Annotated in this window: 12 protein-coding genes; 11 read left to right on the top strand and 1 reads right to left on the bottom strand. The window is 71.6% G+C overall.

The features are described 5' to 3' along the window. Positions 1-109: 109 nt before the first annotated feature. The 11 genes from OHA03_RS07380 to fxsT (OHA03_RS07330) all read left to right on the top strand — a co-directional run bounded on the left by OHA03_RS07380 (position 110) and on the right by fxsT (OHA03_RS07330) (position 18,976). The gene (locus tag OHA03_RS07380; protein WP_267001940.1) at positions 110-1,156 is read left to right on the top strand and encodes a MoxR family ATPase; all 1,047 of its coding nucleotides are present in this window, start codon (positions 110-112) and stop codon (positions 1,154-1,156) included. 7 nt (positions 1,157-1,163) lie between these two features. Further along, complete coding sequence (locus OHA03_RS07375; protein ID WP_267001938.1) at positions 1,164-4,598, top strand: SAV_2336 N-terminal domain-related protein; 3,435 nt, start codon at positions 1,164-1,166, stop codon at positions 4,596-4,598. Positions 4,599-4,735: 137 nt separating this feature from the next. Further along, on the top strand, positions 4,736-4,957 hold the full coding sequence (gene fxsA / locus OHA03_RS07370; RefSeq protein ID WP_267001936.1) for an FxSxx-COOH cyclophane-containing RiPP peptide: 222 nt from the start codon (positions 4,736-4,738) through the stop codon (positions 4,955-4,957). A 169-nt stretch (positions 4,958-5,126) separates the two neighbouring features. Next, positions 5,127-6,344 (top strand): FxsB family cyclophane-forming radical SAM/SPASM peptide maturase, encoded by a 1,218-nt coding sequence (locus tag OHA03_RS07365; RefSeq protein ID WP_267001934.1) that lies wholly within the window; start codon positions 5,127-5,129, stop codon positions 6,342-6,344. Beyond that, on the top strand, positions 6,341-7,729 hold the full coding sequence (locus tag OHA03_RS07360; protein ID WP_267001932.1) for an HEXXH motif-containing putative peptide modification protein: 1,389 nt from the start codon (positions 6,341-6,343) through the stop codon (positions 7,727-7,729). The genes OHA03_RS07365 and OHA03_RS07360 overlap by 4 nt, the downstream gene beginning before the upstream one ends. Positions 7,730-7,822: 93 nt before the next feature. Next, on the top strand, positions 7,823-10,816 hold the full coding sequence (gene fxsT / locus OHA03_RS07355) for an FxSxx-COOH system tetratricopeptide repeat protein (RefSeq protein WP_267001930.1): 2,994 nt from the start codon (positions 7,823-7,825) through the stop codon (positions 10,814-10,816). 97 nt (positions 10,817-10,913) lie between these two features. Further along, the gene (locus OHA03_RS07350) at positions 10,914-11,315 is read left to right on the top strand and encodes a CU044_2847 family protein (protein ID WP_267001928.1); all 402 of its coding nucleotides are present in this window, start codon (positions 10,914-10,916) and stop codon (positions 11,313-11,315) included. Next, the gene (locus OHA03_RS07345; protein WP_267001926.1) at positions 11,312-12,277 is read left to right on the top strand and encodes an AAA family ATPase; all 966 of its coding nucleotides are present in this window, start codon (positions 11,312-11,314) and stop codon (positions 12,275-12,277) included. Before OHA03_RS07350 ends, OHA03_RS07345 begins: the two co-directional genes overlap by 4 nt. A 7-nt stretch (positions 12,278-12,284) precedes the next feature. After that, complete coding sequence (locus OHA03_RS07340) at positions 12,285-14,189, top strand: hypothetical protein (RefSeq protein WP_267001924.1); 1,905 nt, start codon at positions 12,285-12,287, stop codon at positions 14,187-14,189. Next, a complete protein-coding gene (locus tag OHA03_RS07335) occupies positions 14,179-15,480 on the top strand; it encodes a CHAT domain-containing protein (protein WP_267001922.1) in 1,302 nt (433 codons plus the stop codon). Before OHA03_RS07340 ends, OHA03_RS07335 begins: the two co-directional genes overlap by 11 nt. Continuing rightward, on the top strand, positions 15,470-18,976 hold the full coding sequence (fxsT, locus tag OHA03_RS07330; RefSeq protein WP_267001920.1) for an FxSxx-COOH system tetratricopeptide repeat protein: 3,507 nt from the start codon (positions 15,470-15,472) through the stop codon (positions 18,974-18,976). The genes OHA03_RS07335 and fxsT (OHA03_RS07330) overlap by 11 nt, the downstream gene beginning before the upstream one ends. An 83-nt stretch (positions 18,977-19,059) precedes the next feature. Here the strand turns inward: fxsT (OHA03_RS07330) and OHA03_RS07325 are convergent, their stop codons facing one another. Then, positions 19,060-22,911 (bottom strand): multifunctional oxoglutarate decarboxylase/oxoglutarate dehydrogenase thiamine pyrophosphate-binding subunit/dihydrolipoyllysine-residue succinyltransferase subunit, encoded by a 3,852-nt coding sequence (locus OHA03_RS07325; RefSeq protein ID WP_267001918.1) that lies wholly within the window; start codon positions 22,909-22,911, stop codon positions 19,060-19,062. Positions 22,912-23,088: the final 177 nt, after the last annotated feature.

Here is a 23,088-nt window from a genome sequence, read left to right as displayed (position 1 = left end):
AAGGCCGGCCTCTTACGGGGGAGTTCACGGATCGATACCGTGAAGCACGTTCGACGGCTGCTGCCCCTCACACCGGACCAGGCGGACGAGTGACGACGAGGAACACGCTATGAGCGAACCCAGCGAGTGGCTCATCTACCGAGGGGCCGGTGAACCGCACGACGGCATCGAACAGCTGCCGTCCCCGCCGCCCTGGCGGGACTTCGCGGCCCGCGAGGCCCCGGACCCCGGCGACGACGGGACCGGGAGCGACCGGACGGACGGGTCCGCCACCCGACGCCTCGGCGGCCACCGACACCTCGCCGAACTGCATCGGCCTGGCGCCGAAGAGCTCGAAATGATCAACGCTGCGCTCTATCTGCGCCGCCCGCTGCTGGTCACCGGAAGCCCCGGAGCCGGAAAGAGCACCCTGGCCCACTCCGTCGCCCATGAACTCAGGCTCGGCCGGGTCCTGCGCTGGCCCATCGTCAGCCGGTCCACGCTCCTCGACGGCCTCTACCACTACGACGCGATCGCCAGGCTGCAGGACGTCCAGATCGCCGCGCACGGCGCAGCGGCAGGGGCGGTCGGCCCCGACACGTCGGAGAACGTCGGCAGCTACATCCGGCTCGGCCCGCTCGGCACCGCACTGCTGCCCTCCGACCGGCCCCGTGTGCTGCTCATCGACGAACTCGACAAGAGCGACATCGACCTGCCGAACGATCTCCTCAATGTGCTGGAGGAGGGCGAGTTCGGCATCCCCGAGCTGGAACGGATCGCCGACCGGCTGCCGAACGGGGAGGCCGAGGTGCTGACCGACGACGGCACCAAAGTGACGGTCAAGGGTGGCCGGGTACAGTGCGCAGCCTTCCCGTTCGTCGTGCTCACCAGCAACGGCGAACGCGACTTCCCGGCCCCGCTGATGCGCCGCTGCATCCACCTGGAGCTGGGCCGCCCCGACCACCAGCGGCTCGCCACCTTCGTGCGAGCCCATCTCGGCGACGAGGCGGCGCGCTCCGGAGACGATCTCATCGCCCACTTCCTGGAGCGGTCGCGCAGCGAACTCCTCGCCACCGACCAGTTGTTGAATGCGATCTACCTCACCGACGCCGCCGCCCCGGCCGGCCGGGACCGGCTCGCCGACCTGCTCATCCAGCGACTCGACCGGCCGAGGTGATGCGCTGATGCCCGACGCCACGGCACGGCATGGTCCGGACGGTGCAGGGGGCGGGCACCCAGCGGAGCCGGAGCCGTACGACGGAGGTCTGCTGCCCGCGCTCGTCGCCCGGTTGCGCGAGGCCGGGCTCGACCCCGACGCCGAACAGCTCTGCGACGCACTCTGGCTCGCCCGATGGACCCGCCGCGCCGAGACACCGGAAGCGGCGGAGGAGCGGGGCGGCCGCGCAGTACCGCCCTCACGCGCCGAGCTGCCCGACGCCGGACCGGCCACGCCGTCCGCCCGCACCACGACCGGGCGTGCCCGCGGTACGGGCGCCGCACCGGACGACGACGAGCCGGCGGAGCAGGGGGATCCCGCGGCCACCGACCGCCGCATAGCTCTGTATCCCGTACCGCCCGCGGACCCCGCCCCGCTCCGCGACGGGCGAGGCGAGGGCGGCGGACCGCACGGCCATGGGCGCCGCGGCCCCGCCACCCTCACTCTCGGTGTGCCCGCCGCCCCCGCCCTGCCAGCACCTCTTGAAATCCAGCGAGCCTTACGTCCCTTGCAGCGCTATCGCCCCGCCGTACCACCCCTGCGCCGCGTCCTGGACGAGACGGGCACCGCAGAACTGAGCGCCCGTGCGGGTGGGTTGATCATCCCGGTGTTCCGCGGGGTGTCCCGCGCGGACGCGCTGCTGCAGTTCGTCATGGACGCCTCCTCGTCGATGCGCGTCTGGGACCTGATGTTCGGTGAACTCCAGCAGATCTTCGGTCAGTTGGGCGCCTTTCGGGATGTCCAGGTGCGCTATCTGCACCGTGGCCCGGACGGTTCCTGCGCGGTCAGCCGCAGCCCCGACCCGGCCGCCGCACCGCTGAACTCGGCGGACCGGCTCAGTGATCCGACCGGCCGCCGAGTCACCGTCCTGGTCAGCGACTGCGCCGGACCGCTCTGGCACAGCGGTCGCGCCCACCGGCTGCTCCACCAGCTGGCCCGGCAGGCCCCGACCGCCGTACTGCAGCCGCTGCCGCAGCGCATGTGGAACCGCACCCGACTGCCGGTCACCTACGGCGCGCTCTCCCGCGGCGAAGGGCTCTCCGGCGCCACCGTGCTGAAAGTCACCGAGGAGGCCGGCGGTGCGCCCACCGTCCGTCCCGGCGCTCTCGCCGTCCCCGTACTGCCGCCGGTGGCGGGCGCGCTCGCCGCCTGGGCCAGGCTGCTCTCCGGCACCGGCGCCGGCCGGATCTCCGGAGCGGTCGGCTGGGTCAGGGCCGACCAGCCCGCGGCCCCCGCGCCGCGTCCCGGCGACCGGATGTCGTCGCTCCAGCTGGTCAGCCGCTTCCGCTCGGCGGCCTCCCCGGTCGCCGGACAGCTGGCGGTCTATCTCGCCGCGGCCCCGCTCTATCTGCCGGTGATGCAGCTGGTGCAGCGGACGATGCTGCCCGACTCGGGCCCCTCCGAACTCGCCGAGGTGCTGCTCAGCGGACTGATCTCGCGGAGCAAGGGCGACGGCGCGGGCGACGGGCAGTGGTACGAGTTCGCGCCCGGCGTCCAGGAGGCGCTGCTCGGACCACTGGGACGGGACGAGGCGCTGCTCGTGCTCAAGCACTGCTCGGAGTACATAGAGCAGCGGTTCGGCAAGGGCGGCCCGAACTTTCCCGCGCTGGCGTTCGCCCAGCTCGGAGACGGGCCACGCGTCTCCTCGTACGCCACCGACCTCGGCCGCCGCACGCAGAGCGGCGAGAGCGTCGAGAGTGACGAGAACGGGGGGAGCGACGGAAGCGGCGGGTCGCGCGTTCCCCATCCCTTCGCCGAGGTCGCGGCCCGTGTACTGGAGCGCTTCATGCCCCTGCCCGAGCAGTTCGCGCTCTACAGCGACCGGGGCGGGCGCGACGCCCCCGGCCGGACGACACACACGGCGGTGGAGAGCGCTCGCGCACTCCTGCGACAGTTCGACTCGGACAGCATGGTGCAGTACCTGATCGACGCCGTGCAGTTGCTCCGGGGCGCAACCGAGCGCGAGCGGTACCCGGGTGCCGACCCCGAACTGTGGGCCGAGTACGCCCGGTGCGTGCTGCGCCTGTGGGAGGTCCAGGGCGGCGACGACCTCCTGCGCGAGGCTCAGAGCGCCGCGGAACGGGCCGCCGCGCATCCCGGAGCGGTACGCGAACGGGCGGTGCTGGCCAAGGTGCTGCACGCCGCGGCCGACGACCGGCGGCGGCGTGGCGACCGGCGCGGCGCACTGGCCCTGCTCCGACGCGCCGACCGCGAGTACACGGTCGCCTGCGCGGCCCCAGGCCTCGACCCGGGCGAGGCGCTGCGGCTCACCTTGGAGCGGGTGCGGGCCCTGGAGGCGCAGTGGCGCCTCGGCGGCGACAGTGCACTGCTGCAGGCCGCGGCAGGAATGCTGGAGGCGTTCGCCGACGTCTGGCCCGACCAGGAGAACCGTCCGGCCACGCTGCCGCTGGCGCACGGCCGGACTCTGCTCAAACTGGCCGGGGCGACCGTCGACACCGAACAGGCGCGGGTGTACGCGGAGCAGGCGGCCCGCTCGCTGCGCACCGCGTTCGGGGCGGGCGGCGGCCGGCACACCCTGGGCACCGAGGTGCGGATCCTGCTGGACCTGGTGGACGCCCTGCTGGCCGCCGGCGGCGAACCGGACGAGGCGGCGACCCTGATCGACCAGGCGCTGGAGACCGTACGGGAACAGCGTCAGCGCGCCGCGCTGCAGACCAGGGCGGGCCGGGTCCGGGTCGCCCGCTACGAACAGCTGGACGCACCGGACGAACTCGTCGCGGCCGCCGAATGGTTCGCCCGCGCCTCCCGCGGCGTCCCGCGCGACTCCCAGGCCCATGCGGATCTGCTCGCGGAATGGGGCGGGACCCTGTTGCGACGTGCTGAACTGCCGGACGGGCGCGAGTACATCGGCGCTGCGGTGCGGGTGCTGCGCGACTGCCGCACGGAGACGCCGTCCGGCAGCGCGCGCCAGGCCGAGCGGCTGCTGATGCTCGGCCGGGCCCTGATGCTGCGGCACCGGGCCACCGAGGACCGGGTCGATCTGCGAGAGGCCGAGCATCTCTTCGGGCTCGCCGCGCAGGAGGCCCGTGACCCGCTGATCGCGGCGCGCTGCTGGCTGGCGCTCGGCCGGTCCCATCTCGACGCCGCGCGCGCACTGCAGCGGCCGGCCAGGCTCGACGAAGCGGCCGAGGCGTTCCGGGACGCGGCGGAGTCGGCCCGGAGGACCGAAGCGGAGCTGGAGAGTCCACAACAACTCCAAGAGGCTGTGGAGTTGAGTGCTACGGCCAACCACTGGCGGGGTATGACGTATGAGAAGGCGGGGCGTCCCCGGGCTGCGCGCGAGGCGTACCGGGCGGCCGGCCTCGAATGGCGCAAACTGCCGAACGGCGGCGGCGCGGCGGGCGAGTCGACCGCCGAGCGACTGGCCGAGCTGGAGCGCTGAGCACACGATGGCGTGCGCTCAGCGGGTGCATGGCGTGCGCCGGGGAGTGGTACGAGGGTCAGGGACACGGGCTCGACGGCGCGCTCGACGGCGAGCGCGCGACCGCAGGCCCGCCGAACAGTCAACGGGGAGGCACGATGGGCGAGTTGAGCGAGCCGGGTGAATCGGCGCGCCGGGCCGGGGCACGCGCGCCGGAGGTACCCGGTGCCGGGGCCGGCGCGCTGCCGGACCTGCTCGGGCTCGATCTGGAGGCGCTGCGGACGCTGGACCACCCGGTCCTCTCCGCGGTGGTCGCGGATCTCCGGGAGAGGGCCGAGCAGCCGCGGGAGATGCTGTGGGGTTTCACCAACGCCTTCTGAGGCGCGGTGGACCGCACGGACGCGGTCCGTGGTCCGGGTGAACAGGGCAGCACGGTCCGGGACGGGTCTGTCCGGGCGGCAGGCCGCGCAGACGCGTCCCGGACCGGTGACAGGGGCGTTCCCGACAGCGGGGGACGCCCCGGCAGACGGACAGCACGGGGGTGCCGGAGTGTTCCGACGGACGACGCCGGGCGCGCCCGCGCGCCCGGGCGCCGTCGCCCGGCCGCCCGTCCCCTTCGGCCAGTTCATCGTCAAGGTCCATGGCCGCTGCAATCTCGCCTGCCGCTACTGCTACCTGTACGAGGGCCCCGACCGGACGTGGCGCGGCCGTCCGGCCGCCGCCGCACCGGCCGTCCTGGACCGTACCGCGGACCGGATCGCCGAACACGCGGCGACGCATGCGCTGCGCAGCGTGGCCCTGGTCCTCCACGGGGGCGAACCCCTACTCGCGGGCGCAGGGAGGCTGGGCGCCTTCGCCGACCGGGTGCGCGAGCGGATACCCCGCGGCTGCACCCTCCACGCCACCGTGCAGACCAACGCCACCCTGCTCACCGACGCCCGCGTCGCCACACTCGCCAGGCACGGCATCCGCATCGGGATCAGCCTCGACGGCGGTCTGGCCCGGCACAACACCCTCCGCACCGACCACGCGGGACGTCCCTCCTGGCCCGCCGCCTCCCGCGGTGCCCGGCTCCTCGCCGACCGGCACCCCGACGCGTACGCGGGCATCCTCACCGTCGTCGACCCGCGGACCGACCCCGTCGAGATGTACGAGTCGCTGCTCGCTCTTCGCCCACCGGCCCTGGACCTCCTGCTGCCGCACGGCAACTGGACCGCCCCGCCGCCCGGCATACCCGACCCCGGGACACCGGGCGCCGGACCGGGACCGGCGCGCCCGACCCCGTACGGCGACTGGCTGTGCACCGTCTTCGACCGCTGGTGGCCGGCCGGCCGGCGGGAGACCCGGGTCCGGCTCTTCGAGGAGTGCCTCGCCCTGCTGCTCGGCCTGCCCGCCGCCACCGAATCGCTCGGCCTCGACCCGGTCAACGCCGTCGTCGTCGAGACCGACGGCGCGATCGAACAGGTCGACTCCCTGAAGTCCGCCTACGACACGGCTGCCGCCACCGGACTCGACATCATCCGCCACAGCTTCGACGACGCCCTGCGCCACCCCGGCGTCGCCGCCCGTCAGGCAGGCGCCGACGCGCTCGCCGCCGCCTGCCGGGCCTGCCCGCTGCTGACCGTCTGCGGCGGCGGCCACTACGCCCACCGCTACCGCGCAGAGAACGGCTTCACCAACCCCTCCGTCTACTGCGCCGACCTCGACCGGCTCGTCCGCCATGTGGCGGACCGGCTGGCCGCCGCAACCGCAGGAGACCACCGATGAGCCCCCCACTCCCGGACCGCGCACTCCGCGCCTTCGGCCGTACCGAAGGCGATGCCGACGACCTCGGACTGCTCGTACGCGATCAGGACACTCGCCGCCTCCTCCTGCTGCGAGCCCTCCTCGACGCCGGCGGGGCAGCCCCCGCGACCGTCTGCCCACCGGACCGGCTCGACCGGCTGCGCCAGGACTGGGCGCTGCTCGAAGCCGCCGAACGCGCGGACCGGACCGCCGTCCGCGCGGTGCTGCTGCACCCTCTGGTGGGCCCGTGGGCGCAGAGCTGTCTGCGGGGCCTGACCGCCACCGCCCCCACCCCCCAACTTCACGCGGACCTCGACCACCTGGGTGCGCTCGCCGCAGCGGCGGCGATCCGCGCACGGCTGGCTTTCACGGCCCGGCTCACCGCGCGCGGCGGACTGCTGTCGCTGCCGGCCCTGGGGGCCGTGCGGATGCCCGACGGCCGGATCGACATCACGTCCACCGGCAGCGAGTTGACGTTTCGCCACCGCCGGGAGAAGCCGCTCGTCGTGCACGCACACGCCGACGGCACCACGAGCTCCCCCGACCCGCGATGGCTGCCCGCGCTGTCCCTGCCCGCCGTACTGCCCGGCGCCGGCCCCGTCCCGCTGGACGATCTCGACCCGTACCGCACTGCCGGCAGCGGTCTGGAACGCCACGGACTGAGCGGCGCCGTCCACATCGACGACAGCGAACGCAAGGCGTGGACGGAGTCCTGGTCCGGCGTCGAACCGTTGCTCCGCATCGGCGGCGCACACCGAGTGACCGAGGCGGCCGTGCTGCTGCGCTGCCTGGTGCCACTCGGCCCGCCGCCCGGATCGGGCCCCACCGGCCAGGGCGCGGCGCACTGCAGCGGCACCAGGCGCGAGGCCTTCGGGGCGGTCCTCAGCAGCAAGCCGGCCACCCCCGCGTACTTCGCCTCGACCCTCGTGCACGAACTGCAGCACACCAAGCTGGCCGCGATCGGCGCCCTCGTACGGCTGCACCACGAGGACGCCACCCCCCGGCACTTCGCACCCTGGCGCTCCGACCCCCGGCCGTTCGACGGGCTGCTCCAGGGCGCCTACTCGCACATGGCGCTCGCCGACTACTGGCAGCGCTTCGCACGCGGCGCGGAGCGCGTCACCCACCGTGATCTCGCCTGGGCCGAACACGCCCGCTGCCGGGAACAAGTAGGAGCCGTACTGCCCGTACTGGCTGGTTCGGGGGCGCTGACCACTGAGGGAAGGGTGCTGGTCAACGAGATGATCACCCTCTACGGCCGTCTGGCCGATTGTCCGCCTCCCACGGGTCATCTGGCCCGTGCGCAGGCGTATGTGAGCACTGCGCGCGTGATATGGCAGCAGAGGAACGGCTCACGTCGGGCGTGAGCGCGCACATGATCGACGCCGTCGGCCATCTGATCGTCAAAGGGTCCCCGGTGTATGTTGAGAAGGCTCGAATCGAGGCAGGGAGACGGTTGAATGCCCGGAACGCGTAAGCAAGTTGGAGCAACCGGGGTGCAGACCGTCACCATCAGTTTCGCCGGATTCAACCGGGCGTGGGCGGCGTGGATCGGGGACCGTCTGGAGCGGCGCGGAGTGACGGTCGTCCAGCAGCGCTGGGACCCACCGGTGGACGTGCCGCTGGAGGAGAGCCTGCGGGATCTGACTCTGGCCCGCGGCCTTGTCCTGGTGATCCTGAGCGACTGGTACTTCCAACTCGGCCCGCGCAGCCACGACGAGTGGAACAGAGCGCTGCGCGAGGTCGTCGCCCCCGACCCGGACCGCTTCGTCGCCGTCTCCGTCACCACGTCGGCGCTGCCCGGCGCCACGTCCGTCTTCGGGGCGGCCGACCTGACCAACGTCGGCGCCGACGAGGCCGAACGGCGGCTGCTGACCCGCCTCGGTCTCCCCGCCGATCCGCCGCCCGAGACCGCGGCGGTCAGGCCGGGACCGCGGTTCCCGTCCGACACCCCCGAGGTGTGGGGCGGCGTACCGCGCCGCAACACCCGGTTCACCGGCCGGGAGGAACTGCTCAGCAGGGCCTATCGAGCCCTCCAGGACGCCGGCTCCGGCGCGGGCGTCGTGACTCTGCACGGCATGTCCGGCGTCGGCAAGACGCAGCTGGCCGCGGAGTATGTCTACCGGTTCGGCTCCGAGTACGACGTCGTGTGGTGGGTCCCCGCCGATCGCCGCGCACTCTACCGTCAGAAACTCGCCGAACTCGCCCCGGAACTGGGCCTGTCCACCGGCGCCGAGTACGGTGAACGGCTGCGCGCGGTCCGCGACTCGCTGCGCCGCGGCGACCCCCACTCCCACTGGCTGCTCGTCCTCGACGGCGCCGACGAACCCGAACAGATCTGGGACCTGGTGCCCACGGGCCCCGGACACGTCCTGATCACCTCACGCAACCCGGAGTGGAGCGAGCACAACAGCAACCTCGTCGAGGTGCCGGTCTACAGCCGGGACGAATCGGTCGCCTTCATCCGCCGCCGCGCCCCCCGGCTGACCCAGACCGAGGCCGACCTGCTCGCCGACGCACTGGAGGACCTCCCGCTGCTGCTCGACCAGACGGCGGGCTGGCTCAACGACTCCGACATGTCCGTCGACGAGTACATCGAGCTCCTCGAGGGCGGCATCGACCAGGACGTCGTCAAGATCTCCGCGGACTTCCCGCTGGCCTTCCAGACCGCCTGGTCGATACTGCTGAACAAGCTCAAGGACACCGTCCCCGAGTCCGTCGACCTGCTGCGCCTGTGCACCTTCTTCGCCCCCGGCTCCATCCCCGTACGGCTTCTGAAGGAGATGCCGGCCGGAGAGCTTCCCGAGCAGCTGTCCGGTCTGATGAACGACCCGCTGCTGTGGAACAAGGCAATCGGCCAGCTCCGGCAGTACTCGGTCGTCCGCCTGGAGTCCCACGAGTCGATCATCGACGAACCGTCCTCCGGCGAATCGCTCTACCTGCACCGCATGGTCCACCAGATCGTCAGCAAGGACATGCCGGACCGGGACCGCCAGGAATTCATCGACGTGGTCCGCCGAGCCCTTGCCGCCGCGGACCCCGGCCGCCCCAGCGACACCCGCCTGTGGCCTGCCTACGCCGAGATCACGCCTCACCTGAAATGGGCCGACGTCCTTCTGAGCACCGATCCGGCGGTCCACACCCTGGTGCTCAACTGCCTGCGTTACATGTACCTCTCGGGCGAGTACCGGGCCGGCATCAAGCTCGGCGCCCGCGCCATGAAGGCCTGGCGCGAACTCCTCGGCGAGAACCACCCCAGGGTCTGGGACCTCAGCTACAACTACGCCAACCTGCTGCGGGCGGTCGGCGACTACGCGGGCACGGAGGCCATCGAACGGGCCGCGGTCAACCACCTGCGGGCCGAACGCGGCGAACGCGACCTGGAACACCTGCGCGCGGCCGGCGGTCTCGCCGCCGACCTGCGGGGGCTCGGCCGGTACGACGAGGCGCTGGAGATCTCCGACTGGATCCTGGCCAGCTACCGGGAGCTCCTCGGCGAACAGGACTCGCGGACGCTCAGCGCGCAGAACAATCTGGGCACTTCCATGCGGCTGCTCGGCCGCTACGAAGAGTCCCTCGAACTGAACCGGCGCACCCTGGAAGCCCGAAGGCAGCTGCTGCGCCCGCGCCACAGCTGGACTCTCTACTCCGAGATCAACTACGCCACCGACCTGCGGCTGCTCGGCCGCTACGCCGAGGCCGAATCGCTCCAGGCCCAGAGCGCCCGGGTGCACCGGATCGTGCTGGGCGCCGACAACCCGCAGACACTGCGCGCCGAGCACAACCTCGCGCTGTGCCACTACCGGTCGGGCGACCGCAGCAAGGCCCGTGAACTGTTCACCCGCGTGCTGGAGCGCTGCGAACGCGTGCTCGGCGAGGGAGATCCCCTGACGATGATGTTTGCGGCCAGCCAGAGCTGCTTCGCCCGCGAGCACGCGGACATCGACCAGGCCAGGGACATAAGCGAGAAGGTCATGAGCGGCTACACCGACATGCTCGGCGAGACCCACCCCTACGTGGCGGGCACCCGCGCCAACCACGCGCTCATTCTGCGCAACGTGGGCGAGCGGGAACACGCCCACGTCCTCATCGAGGGCGCGCTCGCCGACATGAGCCAGGCCGTGGGCGAGAACCACCCCTGGACCCTGGGCTGTGCGATCAACGCGTCGGCGCTGCGCAATCTGATCGGGGACCCCGAATCCGCCGCCTCCCTCATGGAGGCCACCGTCACCCGCGCCACCGAGGTCCTCGGCCGCACCCACCCGCTGACACTCTCGGCCCGGATCGCCCACGCGGCGGACCTGCGCGGGGTCCGGGACCGGCAGCGGGCCGAGAAGGTCGAGGCCGAGGCGTTGGGCGACCTCGCGACGACCTTGGGGGCACAACACGTCCACACGGTCTCGGCCCGTTCCCGCAACCGCCCTTACTGGGACTTCGAGCCACAGATGATTTGATCTGCTTCCCGGAAAGTTCCATAGAAGCTGAGATGCCGTCAGTAGCCTTGTGGAAAAGGCCGATTGCCGCGCGGAGGGGGAGCGAATGGTGGTCATCGTGGGTTCTGTGGCGTCCGGGGAGGACGGTCCGATACCGGTCGTCGTCGACGCCGAGGCGTACACCCGGCCCGGGACCCCGGCCGACGATGTCGACTCGCTGTACGACGACCGGGAGACCCGCGACGGCGCCGGTGCGGCCCGGCGCGCTCTCGGCACGGCCGGTGATCTGTACGGGGAGGGCCTCGACCTCGCGCGCCGTTGCGCCTCCCAGGCCATGCGTCGCTTAGGGGACCTGGGGCACGGGCTGCGTCCCGACGAAGTAGAACTCCAGGTCGGCATCACCTTCGAGGCCGGCATGGCGGCTGTGGTGAAGGCGGGGGCGGAGGCTCAGATCCAGGTCACCTTCCGCTGGCAGCCGGGCCGCGAGGAGCAAGCCACCACGGTCGTGAGCCCGTCATGAGCGGGGCGTCCTCACCCGCCGCCCCACCCCCGTCGGCGCCACCGGTTCCCATCCTCCCGTACAGCCGCATCGTCGGGCAGGACGAGCTGAAGCTCGCCCTGGAGCTCAATTTCATCGCCCCGGGAATCGGCGGCGTCCTCATCGCCGGGCAGCGCGGCACGGCCAAGTCCACTGTTGTACGGGCCTTCGCGCTGATGTCCGGCGGCCAACTTCCCGTCACCCTGCCGATCAACGCGACCGACGACCGGGTGCTGGGCGGCTGGGAGCTGGACGCCCTGATGCACGGTGAGGCGAAGAAGCAGGCAGGGCTGCTCGAAGAGGCCCATGAGAAAGGGCTGCTGTACGTCGACGAGGTCAATCTTCTCGACGACCACATCGTCAACATCATCCTGGATGTGGTCTCCACGGGCGTCCTGTCCGTCCAACGGGAGGGCATCGACACCGCCACCCATGTCTCTTTCGGGCTCGTCGGCACCATGAATCCGGAGGAGGGCAGCCTGCGCGCCCAGCTGCTGGACCGTTTCGGCCTGATGGTGACGGCGGCCGAGCTGGACATCGAGGACCGCCACAGAGTGATCACCGCCGTGCTCACCTTCGAGGAGGAACTCGAAACCGAGAACTCCGCGTGGATCCGGGCAGCCGAGGAGGAGAACGACCGGCTGCGCGACCACCTGCTCGCCGCGCGTGAACGGCTGCCTCGCGTCCGCTTGAACGAGAGCGTGAGCAGACTCTGCGCCGAGGCGGCCACCCGGACGGGCGCCGTAGGACAGCGCGGCGACCTCCTCGTGGCCAAAGCTGCCCGGGCGCTGGCGGCCAGGGAAGGGGCGGACCGGGTGACGCCGGAACACGTGCGCCAGGTGCTCCCGCTCGCCCTGCGCCACCGCAGACCCGAATCCGCCCACGGTTCGGCGTTCGACTGGGGGCCGGACGAGAACGCCGCCATGACCGACCTGTTCTCCTGAGGCGTCGATGCCCACCCGGCCGACGCAGAACACGGACTTCGCGGACCACGACGATCCGAGCGCGAGGCTGCTCACCGCACTCGTCTGTGCCGTGCTCGAACCGGGATTGTCCGGTGTGCTGCTCTTCGACCTGCGACCGGAACACCTCACCGCCGTCACCGCGGTGTTCTCGGGGCTGCTCGGTCGGGCCGCTGGACAGCCGCCGGGCGCCGACGTGGACCGTACGACGCTCAATGCGGCCACCGTCGACGAGGACCTGTGGTTACGGCCCCGAGTCCGCCGGGGCGCCCACGGCATCGAATTCACCGTTGAACCCGGGCCGCTCGTCGACGCCCGAACCGGCCCCTCGCTCGTCGTCGTGCCCGATCTGGCCCGGCTCAGCGTGCCCGGGATGCGCGCCGCCGTCCAGCTCCTCGGAGCCGACACGGCCACGGTCGAGCACTCCGGGCTGCGGTGCCGATGGCGGCCCCGCGCCCGCTGGCTGGCCGTCTGCCGCACCGAGGACGTCGAGCTGATCTCGCCGCATCTCCTGGACCGTTTCCCGGTACGCCTCGCCGTCCCGGATATGCAGCTGCGCCCGGGAGCCGACCCTCTCGGCCAGCTCCCCGCCTCCTGGGCCGCAGTACTCGGGCGGGCCGCCCCCGGACCGCCCGCCCGACTCGGCGCCGAGGTCGCCCCACGGGTGCTGGAACTCCTGGACGACCGGGATGACACCGGGCTCCGCAGACCGCTCGCCCTGGCCCGTATCGCCCGCGCCCTTGCCCGGCTGGACGATGCCGAAGAGGGCACCGCCGGCCGCGGGACCGCCTCCGGCGTCCAGGTCACGGCCAACCATGTGGAGCGGGCGGCCCGCCTGATCCGCCTCATCACCGTTCATCGCCCGGCTGCCGCGCCCGAGGTGGCGCCCGGCCCGGCCGTTCCCGATGTTCCGCAGCCTCGCCGCGACCATCCGTCACCCGGGCACCACCCGGCCCAGGGCGGGCACAGTCCGCAGGCCGTGCCGGTCCACGATTCGGGCCCCGCCGTACCCATCGGACCGGTCCCGGTCCCGGGTGACCGGACGCCCGGCTCTCTTCCCTACCCGGAGGACACCGTCGGCCCGCGGCCTGAAGGAACCGCTCTGCACACCCCCACCCGGCGCACCGCCGGGACCCGGGTCGCCCGCGGCGCCGTCGTCGGGGTGCGGCGCGCCCGCGACCTGTGGGACCTCGCCCCGGTCCGTACGGCGATGGAAGCGACCAAGTACCGGGCGGTACGCGGCGAACAGGACCGGTTGGTGATAGCCCCCCAGGATCTGCGGGGCTATGTCAGGGCGCCCGAACCCGTACGGATGCTCACCCTCGTGGTCGACCACACCTGTCACGAGGACTGGGACTGGCACGAAGTGTTCGACCCCTTCCTGCAGTGGGCTTACGTCACCCGGGCGTCCGTCCACATCGTCGAAGTCGGCGGCCTGGGCGCAGCGCACGAACTGCGGGCCGACTCCTTCGCCGCCCGCTCCACCCGCGACCCGCGCATCGCCCTCGCACTGGCCCGCCGGTCCGGCCGCGCAACCCCTCTCGCCCACGGCCTCGACCAGGCCGGACACGCCCTGCGCCGCGCATTCCAGCACCACCGTGCCGGACTCGTCGAAGCGCTGCTGGTGGTGGTCACCGACGGTCGGGGCAATGTGCCGCTGGCCGCCTCCCACCGCGGCCGGCAGGACGCAGACGCCGTGGGGCGCGCCGGGATCGAGGACGCGCTGGCCGCCGCCGGCCGGATCGGCTCCATGGGCCGGACCCAGTTGCACTGCGTGGTCGTCGACCCGGGCCGTCAGCCGTACACCGGACTGCCTGCGGACCTCGCCGACGCCCTCCACGGAAGCGTCGTCGCGGGGCGGCCCGAGGACGAGGCGGTGATCCGTGCTCGATGAGCCGTCAGGCGCGATCCGGCGCCTCAGCCGACTGGCGGGGCAGGTGCTGCCTGCGTCGCGGACGCCGGTACCTGACGGGGCGCGGACGGGGCACCCGCTGGGGCTCGGCGCAATGCTGGCGCACGCCAAGCAGTCCCCGGCCACGACGTACGCACGCATCAGGGTGAGGCGTCACCACGCGCCGCCCGGCGGGCCGGAGGCCTTCGGCTTCGAAGCATGGTGCCCCGGCGTTCCGAAGCTCCCGTACACATCGGGCGAGAGCCAGCGGCGGCCACAGGCGATCAGCCTCAGCAACGCCCGCCAGGGCGGGGAACCGCCGTCCGAGCTGCTCCGGTCCATCCGCCGCTGGTCCCGGAACCAGAGCCCGCTGACCACCTGGATAAACCGATGCCGGGAAGTCCACGGTGAAGAACTCCAGGTGGTGATCCTCGACCAGACCGGCTTCGACCTGCCCTGGGAGGCACTGACCCTGCCCACCACCCCGCAGACCGGGCTTCCCGGCGGGCTGCTGGGGGCGCTCGTCGACATGACACGCTGGCTCGACGTGGTCGAGGGCCGGGACGACTTTCCGACGGAGGTGGCCGCCCCGACCGGTGGTGTGCTCGGCTACTTCCACCGGGACATGCGCTCCGACATGAAGGTCTTCCACGGGTACGACCACAGGCCGCACTCCGGCATCGTCGGCTTTCTGCGCAGCCTGAACGAACACACCGCCGAGCCGACCGGCCTGGTCTACATGGGCTGCCACGGCACTTTCGCCGAACAGCTCAGCAAACTCACCCTCGCCGATGTGACCTGGGCCGAGTACAGCGACCACGAGATGACCCTGCTGCGCAGGGACGGCTCGCTGGTCTGTCTCAACGCCTGCCACTCCGGGCGCTTCCTCGACTACGACGGCGACGGCAGACAGTACCTGCGGGGCTTCACCGAGATCTTCCTCGGCAAGGGGGCGGGCGGCTGCATCGTCACCGCGGGAAAGGTCGGCGACAGCGAGGCACGCGAACTGATCCGGCAACTCGTCGAGACGGTGACCGAGGACCCCACCCGCCCGGTGGCCCGCGCGCTGCGCGCCTTCCGCGCCGGGGCGCTCGAAGAATTCCACGCCGCCGGTGGGGTCCCGCTCCTGGTCCGGGACGACGGCCGGCTCGACAGGAGCGGACAGGAAAGTGTCCTGCGCCTGCTCTACAGCCTGATGTTCCAGTACTACGGGCATCCGCTCAGCACACTGCGTCTCACCGGCCGGTACGAGCACGGCCCGAACGCGTGGGAGGGGGCGCATTATGAGCAATGACGAGCGACCCCTGTTGATCGAGCCGGTCGTCGGCTGGCTGCGTGAGGTGGAGGCCGGACTGGTCCATTACGTCAGCGTCGATCTACGTGGCCCGCTCAACGCCCGGAACGAGGAGGACAGCGAGGCCTGGCCGTACGAGGAGGAGGAACTGGCCTTCAGCGTCTCGCTCGACGGTGCCCCGTACTTCGTCTGTGAGGTGCTCGACGACCCCGGCGTCGTACTGCACCGATTCGGTGGTACGTACGGCCCGGCGCGGTTCATCGTGACGACGGGCGCGGCCACCGGTCCCGCGATGCTGCGGCTGACCATTTCCAACCAATGGGGGACGTCGGTCCGCAAGGCCGAACTCCCCTGCCGCATCAGGGAATCGGCCGGGCCGGGCGGGGCGTCGCCCAGGCCGGCCCGCGGACACGTACCGGTGGCACCCGGAGGACCCGCCCCCGCCGCCCGGCGGGCCGGGGAGCTCCCGGTGGGGGACTGGACCGAGCCCGACACCACGGCGGGCGCGCCGCACCGCAGGACGGGACTGCTGCGCGCGTTCCTGGAGAGGTACACCGGCCTGGGCCGCCGCACGGAAGAGCGCGGTGCTCGTACGCAGCCCTCGGAACCGGAGAACCCCGCTCTGGCCGCGGACGCTTCGGAGAAGGCGCTCCCACCCGAGGCAGAGGCCGTCACCATCAGCTTCGCCGGTTTCAACCAGGCCTGGGCAGCCTGGATCGGGGACCGTCTGGAGCGGCGCGGGGTGACGGTCGTCCAGCAGCGGTGGGACCCGCCGGTCGAGGTGCCGCTGGAGGAGACCCTGCGGGACCTGACCCCGGCCCGTGGCCGGGTGCTCGTCATCCTCAGCGACTGGTACTTCCAGCTCGGTACGCGCAGCCACGACGAGTGGAACCGGGCGCTGCGCGAGGTCGTCGTCCCCGATCCGGACCGCTTCGCCGCTGTCACCGTCACCACCTCCGCACTGCCCGGTGCCACGTCGGTCTTCGAGGCGGCCGACCTGACCGACGTCGGTGCCGACGAGGCCGAGCGGCGGCTGCTCGCCCGTCTCGGTCTCCCCGCCGACCCGCTGCCCGAGGTCGATGCGACGGCTGCGGGTCCGCGGTTCCCGCTCGACACCCCTGAGGTGTGGGGCGGCGTACCGCGCCGCAACACCCGGTTCACCGGCCGCGAGGAGCTGCTCGGTAGCGCCCACCGCGCCCTTCGGGGTACCGGCCCCGGTGCGGGCGTCGTGACTCTGCACGGCATGTCCGGCGTCGGCAAGACGCAGCTGGCCGTGGAGTACGTCTACCGGTTCGGCTCCGAGTACGACGTCGTGTGGTGGGTCCCCGCCGACCACCGCGCTGTGCTCCGGAGACAGCTCGGACAGCTCGCGCCGGAACTGCGTCTCTCGACGGGACCGGAGTACGGCGAACGGCTGCGGGCGGTGCAGCACGCGCTGCGGCACGGCGACCCGTACAGCCGCTGGCTGCTGGTCCTGGACGGTGCCGACGAACCCGACCAGGTGCAGGACCTGGTGCCCACCGGCCCGGGACATGTGCTGATCACATCGCGCAACCCGGAGTGGCGCGACCAGGGCAGCGCCCTCGTCGAGGTCCCGGTCTACACCCGGGCGGAGTCGCTCGCCTTCGTACGGAACCGGGCACCCCGGCTGACCTTCGACGGGGCCGACCGGCTGGCCGACGCGCTGGAGGACCTTCCGCTGCTGCTCGACCAGACGGCGGGCTGGCTCAACGACTCCGACATGTCCGTCGACCAGTACATCGAACTCCTGGAACGCGGCACCGACCAGGACGCGATCAAGATCTCCGCCGACTACCCGCTCGCCTTCTGGACCGGCTGGTCGATCCAGCTGAACAGGCTCGACGAGACGGACCCGGAAGCCATCGACCTGCTCCGGCTCTGCACCTTCTTCGCGCCCGGCTCCCTGCCTGTACGCCTGCTGAACGGCATCAGCATGCCCGGCCCGCTCGCGGACGAAGACCGCCGCGACCGTGCGCTGCGTCGTCTGCTGCGTCACTCGGCCGTCCGTCTGGACACCGACCCGTCGCCGTCCGCGGAGGGGGCGGGGAACGGCGAAGCCCTCCAGATCCACCGCATGGTTCACCAGTTGGTACGCGGAGGCATACCCGACGACGCATGGGCGGTCTACCGCGACGCCGCCCGGCACGCCCTGGCCACCGCTGATCCCGGGCTCCCCGCCGACACCCGCCTGTGGCCCGCCTATGCGGCACTCACGCCCCATCTGAAGTGGGCGGGGGTCCTGGAGAGCACCGATCCGCTGGTGCAGCAGCTGGTCCTCAACTGCCTTCGCTACATGTACCTTTCGGGAGAGTACGGCAGTGGAGTCAGGTTCGCCGCACCGGCCATGGCCTCCTGGCAGGCCCTGCTCGGCCCCGCTCACCCGCGTATCTGGGACCTCCGCCATCACTACGCCAATCTGCTGCGTGCCACCGGCGACTACCGCGCCAGCGAACAGGTGGAGCGCGCGACCGCCGACTCCCTGGGGGCCGAGCGCGGCGAACTGGACCTGGAGCATCTGCGCGCGGCGGGCGGACTCGCCGCCGACCTGCGGGCGCTCGGCCGTTACCAGGAGGCGCTGGATCTCTCCGTCTCCATCCGGGACCGCGATCGTCAGGTTCTGGGCCAGGAGGACCCCCGAACGCTCAACGCGGAGAACAACCTCGCCGTCTCGCTGAGGCTCCTCGGGCGGTACGCGGAGGCCCTGGAGCAGGACATGCGCACCCTGGAACTGCGCCGGTCCGTACTGCCGGCGAACGCGTCCGCCACGATGTACTCGGAGATCAACCTCGCCATCGACCTGCGCCTGCTGGGCCGCTACCGGGAGGCGGGGGCCGCACTGGACGCCACGGTCCGGCGCCATCTGCGGTGGATGGGCGACAACAACCCGCAGACGCTGCGTGCCCAGTTCAACCTGGCGCTCTGTCAGCACGCCCAGCAGGGACCCACGGCGGCTCTGCCGTCGCTGACCGGGACCAGGGAACGCTGTCTGCGCCTGCTCGGGGAGCACGACCCGCTCACCCTCCTGATCACCGCGAGCGTCGCCTGCGCGGAACGGCAGGCGGGCGAACCCCGGCAGGCGCTGCTGCTGCACGAGCTGGTGGTGGCGGGCTACCGGCGGATGCTCGGCGAGAGCCATCCCTACACCATCGGTGTGGAGGGCAATCTGGCCCTGATGCGGTGGGACCTCGGCGACCGGCAGGCCGCGAGCTACGAGATCGAGCGGGCCCGCACCCTGATGGCCGAAGCGGTCGGGGCGAACCATCCGTGGACGATCGGGTGCTCGCTGAACGCGCGGCTCGTACGGATGCGGAGCGGTCGGGCGACAGCCGCGCGAGAACTGGCCTGGGAGACCGGTCCGAGAGCCACCGCCGTCCTTGGCCCGGACCACCCGCTGACCGTGGCCTGCCGGTCGGCCGACTCGGCGGCAGGTGCCGGGAACCGCCCGTTCTGGGACTTCGAGCCGATGATCATCTGAGACCCGCTCACCCCGCACACGCCGGAGGGCCCGGTCCCGCGATCACTCGCGGGGCCGGGCCCTCCGGTTCGTACAGCCGCTGATCAGGCCTCGAAGACCTCGGCGACCAGCTGAGCCTGCTCCGCCTGGTGCCGCTTGGCCGAGCCGACCGCCGGGGACGAGCCGTGCGGCCGCGAGATGCGGCGCAGGCGCTCACCGTGCGGGACGTCGGCGCCGACGGCCAGGTCCAGGTGGTCGATCAGGTTCAGGGCGATGAACGGCCAGGCGCCCTGGTTGGCCGGCTCCTCCTGGGCCCACAGGTACTTCTCGGCGTTCGGGTACTTGGCGATCTCGGCCTGGAGCTCGGCACCCGGCAGCGGGTACAGGCGCTCCAGACGGATGATCGCCGTGTCCGTGACACCGCGCTTCTCGCGCTCGGCCTCCAGGTCGTAGTAGACCTTGCCGGCGCAGAAGACGACCTTGCGGACCGCGTTCGGGTCGACCGAGTCGTCGCCGATCACCGGGCGGAAGCCGCCGGTGGTGAACTCCTCCACCTTCGACGCCGCCGCCTTGAGACGGAGCATCGACTTCGGGGTGAAGACGATCAGCGGCTTGTGGTGCGGGTTGTGCACCTGCCACCGCAGGAGGTGGAAGTAGTTCGACGGCAGCGTCGGCATGGCGACCGTCATGTTGTCCTGCGCGCACATCTGGAGGAAGCGCTCCGGGCGGGCGGACGAGTGGTCCGGGCCCTGGCCCTCGTGGCCGTGCGGCAGGAGCAGCGTGACGCCGGAGGTCTGGCCCCACTTCTGCTCGGCCGAGGAGATGAACTCGTCGACGACGGTCTGCGCGCCGTTGACGAAGTCACCGAACTGGGCCTCCCAGATGACCAGCGACTCCGGGCGGGCCAGCGAGTAGCCGTACTCGAAGCCCATCGCCGCGTACTCGGAGAGCAGCGAGTCGTAGACGTTGTAACGGGCCTGGTCGTCGGCGAGGTAGAGCAGCGGGGTGTAGTCCTCGCCGGTCACCTGGTCGACGAGGACCGCGTGACGCTGACCGAAGGTGCCGCGGCGGGTGTCCTGGCCGGCGAGCCGGACCGGAGTGCCCTCCATCAGCAGCGAACCGATGGCCAGGGTCTCGCCCATGCCCCAGTCGATCGTGCCGTTCTCCACCGAGGCGGCACGGCGCTGCATCTGCGGCATCAGGCGCGGGTGGACCGTGATCCGCTCCGGGATGTTGACCTGGGACTCGGCGATCCGCTTCACGACCTCCTGGGAGACCGCGGTGGTGACGGCGACCGGGAACTCGGGCTGCACGTCCGGGACATGGGTCTGAGCCGGAGCCGAGGTGGCTTCGCGGACCTCCGCGAAGACCTTCTCCAGCTGGCCCTGGAAGTCCTGGAGCGCCTGCTCGGCCTCTTCCAGCGTGATGTCGCCGCGACCGATGAGCGACTCGGTGTACAGCTTGCGCACCGAGCGCTTCTTGTCGATCAGGGTGTACATCTGCGGGTTGGTGAACTCCGGGTTGTCGCCCTCGTTGTGACCGCGGCGGCGGTAGCAGATGAGGTCGATCACGACGTCCTTGTTGAACGCCTGGCGGAACTCGAAGGCGAGACGGGCCACCCGGACGACGGCCTCGGGGTCGTCGCCGTTGACGTGGATGATCGGCGCCTCGATCATGCGCGCCACGTCGGTGGCGTACATCGAGGAACGCGACGACTCAGGGGCGGCGGTGAAGCCGACCTGGTTGTTGATCACCACGTGCACGGTGCCACCGGTGCGGTAGCCGCGCAGCTGCGACATGTTGAGCGTCTCGGCGACGACGCCCTGGCCCGCGAAGGCCGCGTCGCCGTGGAGCGCGACAGGCAGGACCGTGAAGTCCGTGCCGCCCTTGTTGATGATGTCCTGCTTGGCGCGGGCGATGCCTTCCAGGACCGGGTCGACCGCCTCCAGGTGCGAGGGGTTGGCGGCCAGCGAGACCTTGATCTGCTCGCCGTCCAGGCCGGTGAAGGTGCCCTCGGCGCCCAGGTGGTACTTCACGTCGCCGGAGCCGTGCATCGACCGCGGGTCGAGGTTGCCCTCGAACTCCCGGAAGATCTGCGCGTACGACTTGCCGACGATGTTCGCCAGGACGTTCAGCCGGCCGCGGTGGGCCATGCCGATGACGACCTCGTCGAGGCGGGCCTCGGCTGCGGAGTCGATGACGGCGTCGAGCAGCGGGATGACGGACTCGCCGCCCTCCAGCGAGAACCGCTTCTGGCCGACGTACTTGGTCTGCAGGAACGTCTCGAACGCCTCGGCGGCGTTGAGGCGGCGCAGGATCCGCAGCTGCTCCTCGCGCTCCGGCTTCGGGCGCGGACGCTCCACCCGGTCCTGGAGCCACTTGCGCTGCTTCGGGTCCTGGATGTGCATGAACTCGATGCCGGTGGTGCGGCAGTACGACTCACGCAGCACACCGAGGATGTCGCGGAGCTTCATCATCGTCTTGCCGGCGAAACCGCCGACCGCGAAGTCCCGCTCCAGGTCCCACAGGGTGAGGCCGTGCTCGGTGATGTCCAGGTCGGGGTGCTTGCGCTGGCGGTACTCCAGCGGGTCGGTGTCGGCCATGACGTGACCGCGGACCCGGTAGGAGTGGATCAGCTCGAAGACCCGCGCGGCCTTGGTGACGTCGTCGTCGTGCGAGGCGTCGATGTCCTTGAGCCAGCGGACCGGCTCGTAGGGGATGCGCAGCGCCTTGAAGATCTCGTCGTAGAACTCGTTCTCGCCGAGCAGCAGCTGGGCCAGGATCCGCAGGAACTCGCCGGAGGCGGCGCCCTGGATGACCCGGTGGTCGTACGTCGAGGTCAGCGTCATGACCTTCGAGATGCCCAGCTTGTTCAGGGTGTCCTGGGAGGTGCCCTGGAACTCCGCCGGGTAGTCCATCGCGCCGACACCCATGATGAGGCCCTGGCCGGGCATCAGGCGGGGCACCGAGTGGACGGTGCCGATGCCGCCGGGGTTGGTCAGCGAGGCGGTGACTCCGGTGAAGTCGTCCATGCCGAGCTTGCCGATGCGGGCGCGGCGGACGATGTCCTCGTACGCCTGCCAGAACTCGAAGAAGTTGAGCGTCTCGGCCTTCTTGATGGCCGCGACGACCAGCTGGCGGTCGCCGTTCGGCTTCACCAGGTCGATGGCCAGACCGAGGTTGACGTGCTCCGGCTTGACCAGGGTCGGCTTGCCGTCCTTCTCCGCGAAGGAGTAGTTCATCGACGGCATGGCCTTGAGGGCCTGCACCATCGCGTACCCGATGAGGTGCGTGAAGGAGATCTTCCCGCCGCGGGCGCGCTTGAGGTGGTTGTTGATGACGATGCGGTTGTCGAAGAGCAGCTTCACCGGGACGGCGCGGACGGACGTGGCCGTCGGCAGCTCCAGCGAGGCGTTCATGTTCTTCGCAACGGCGGCGGACGGACCGCGCAGCGTCACGTACTCGGGGCCCTCGGCCGCCGCGGTGGCCGGGGCCGCCTTGGCGGGGGCCTTCGCGGCTGCCGGTGCGGCGGGTGCCGCGGGCGCGGCCTTCGCCGGAGCGGCCGGAGCGGCCGGGGCAGCGGGTGCGGCAACCGCGGGCGCCGCCGGAGCGGCGGGTGCGGCGGCCGGAGCCGGAGCCTGGGCCACGGGCTGCGCCGGAGCGGCCGGTGCGGCGTGGTCGGTCTGCGCCGGTGCGGTGGCAGCCGGGGCCGGAGTTACCGCAGCCCCCGCGGCTGCGGCGCCGGGAACGGGCTTGTCCGCCGTGCCGGACGTACCCGGCTTGTAGTCGGCGAAGAAGTCCCACCAGGCGCGATCGACCGAATTGGGATCCTGGAGGTACTGCTGGTAGATCTCGTCGACGAGCCACTCATTGGGGCCGAAAGCGGCAGCCGGGTTTGCACCCGGGCTGGCTTGGTCGGTCGAGATGCTCGAGTTACTGGGGGACTGAGACGACACGGCGGCAACCGCCCTCTTCCGCTTCACAAGGTGATGGACAGCGGAAATCAAGGCTACGCCTCCTTGACCGTTCCATGCAGACCGGGCCGGTCTTCGTCGTGCAAGTCACATCAAAGAGCGGGTTTCGGCGCTGGAAATGGCGGGAAACAAGCGTGGTTCCGCTTCACTCCGGGTACG

Origin of the sequence: Streptomyces sp. NBC_00154, assembly GCF_026342835.1 — a bacterium.
Lineage (GTDB): Bacteria > Actinomycetota > Actinomycetes > Streptomycetales > Streptomycetaceae > Streptomyces.
Note: the sequence above shows the minus strand (reverse complement) of the source record. Positions and strands in the feature narration are given on the sequence as shown.

Bases quoted from the DNA above. Each gene is read 5' to 3' on its own strand.
- OHA03_RS07345 (WP_267001926.1), top strand. From the start codon at position 11,312: ATGAGCGGGGCGTCCTCACCCGCCGCCCCACCCCCGTCGGCGCCACCG.
- fxsT (WP_267001930.1), top strand. From the start codon at position 7,823: ATGCCCGGAACGCGTAAGCAAGTTGGAGCAACCGGGGTGCAGACCGTC.
- fxsA (WP_267001936.1), top strand. From the start codon at position 4,736: ATGGGCGAGTTGAGCGAGCCGGGTGAATCGGCGCGCCGGGCCGGGGCA.
- OHA03_RS07375 (WP_267001938.1), top strand. From the start codon at position 1,164: ATGCCCGACGCCACGGCACGGCATGGTCCGGACGGTGCAGGGGGCGGG.
- OHA03_RS07360 (WP_267001932.1), top strand. From the start codon at position 6,341: ATGAGCCCCCCACTCCCGGACCGCGCACTCCGCGCCTTCGGCCGTACC.
- OHA03_RS07380 (WP_267001940.1), top strand. From the start codon at position 110: ATGAGCGAACCCAGCGAGTGGCTCATCTACCGAGGGGCCGGTGAACCG.
- OHA03_RS07340 (WP_267001924.1), top strand. From the start codon at position 12,285: ATGCCCACCCGGCCGACGCAGAACACGGACTTCGCGGACCACGACGAT.
- fxsT (WP_267001920.1), top strand. From the start codon at position 15,470: ATGAGCAATGACGAGCGACCCCTGTTGATCGAGCCGGTCGTCGGCTGG.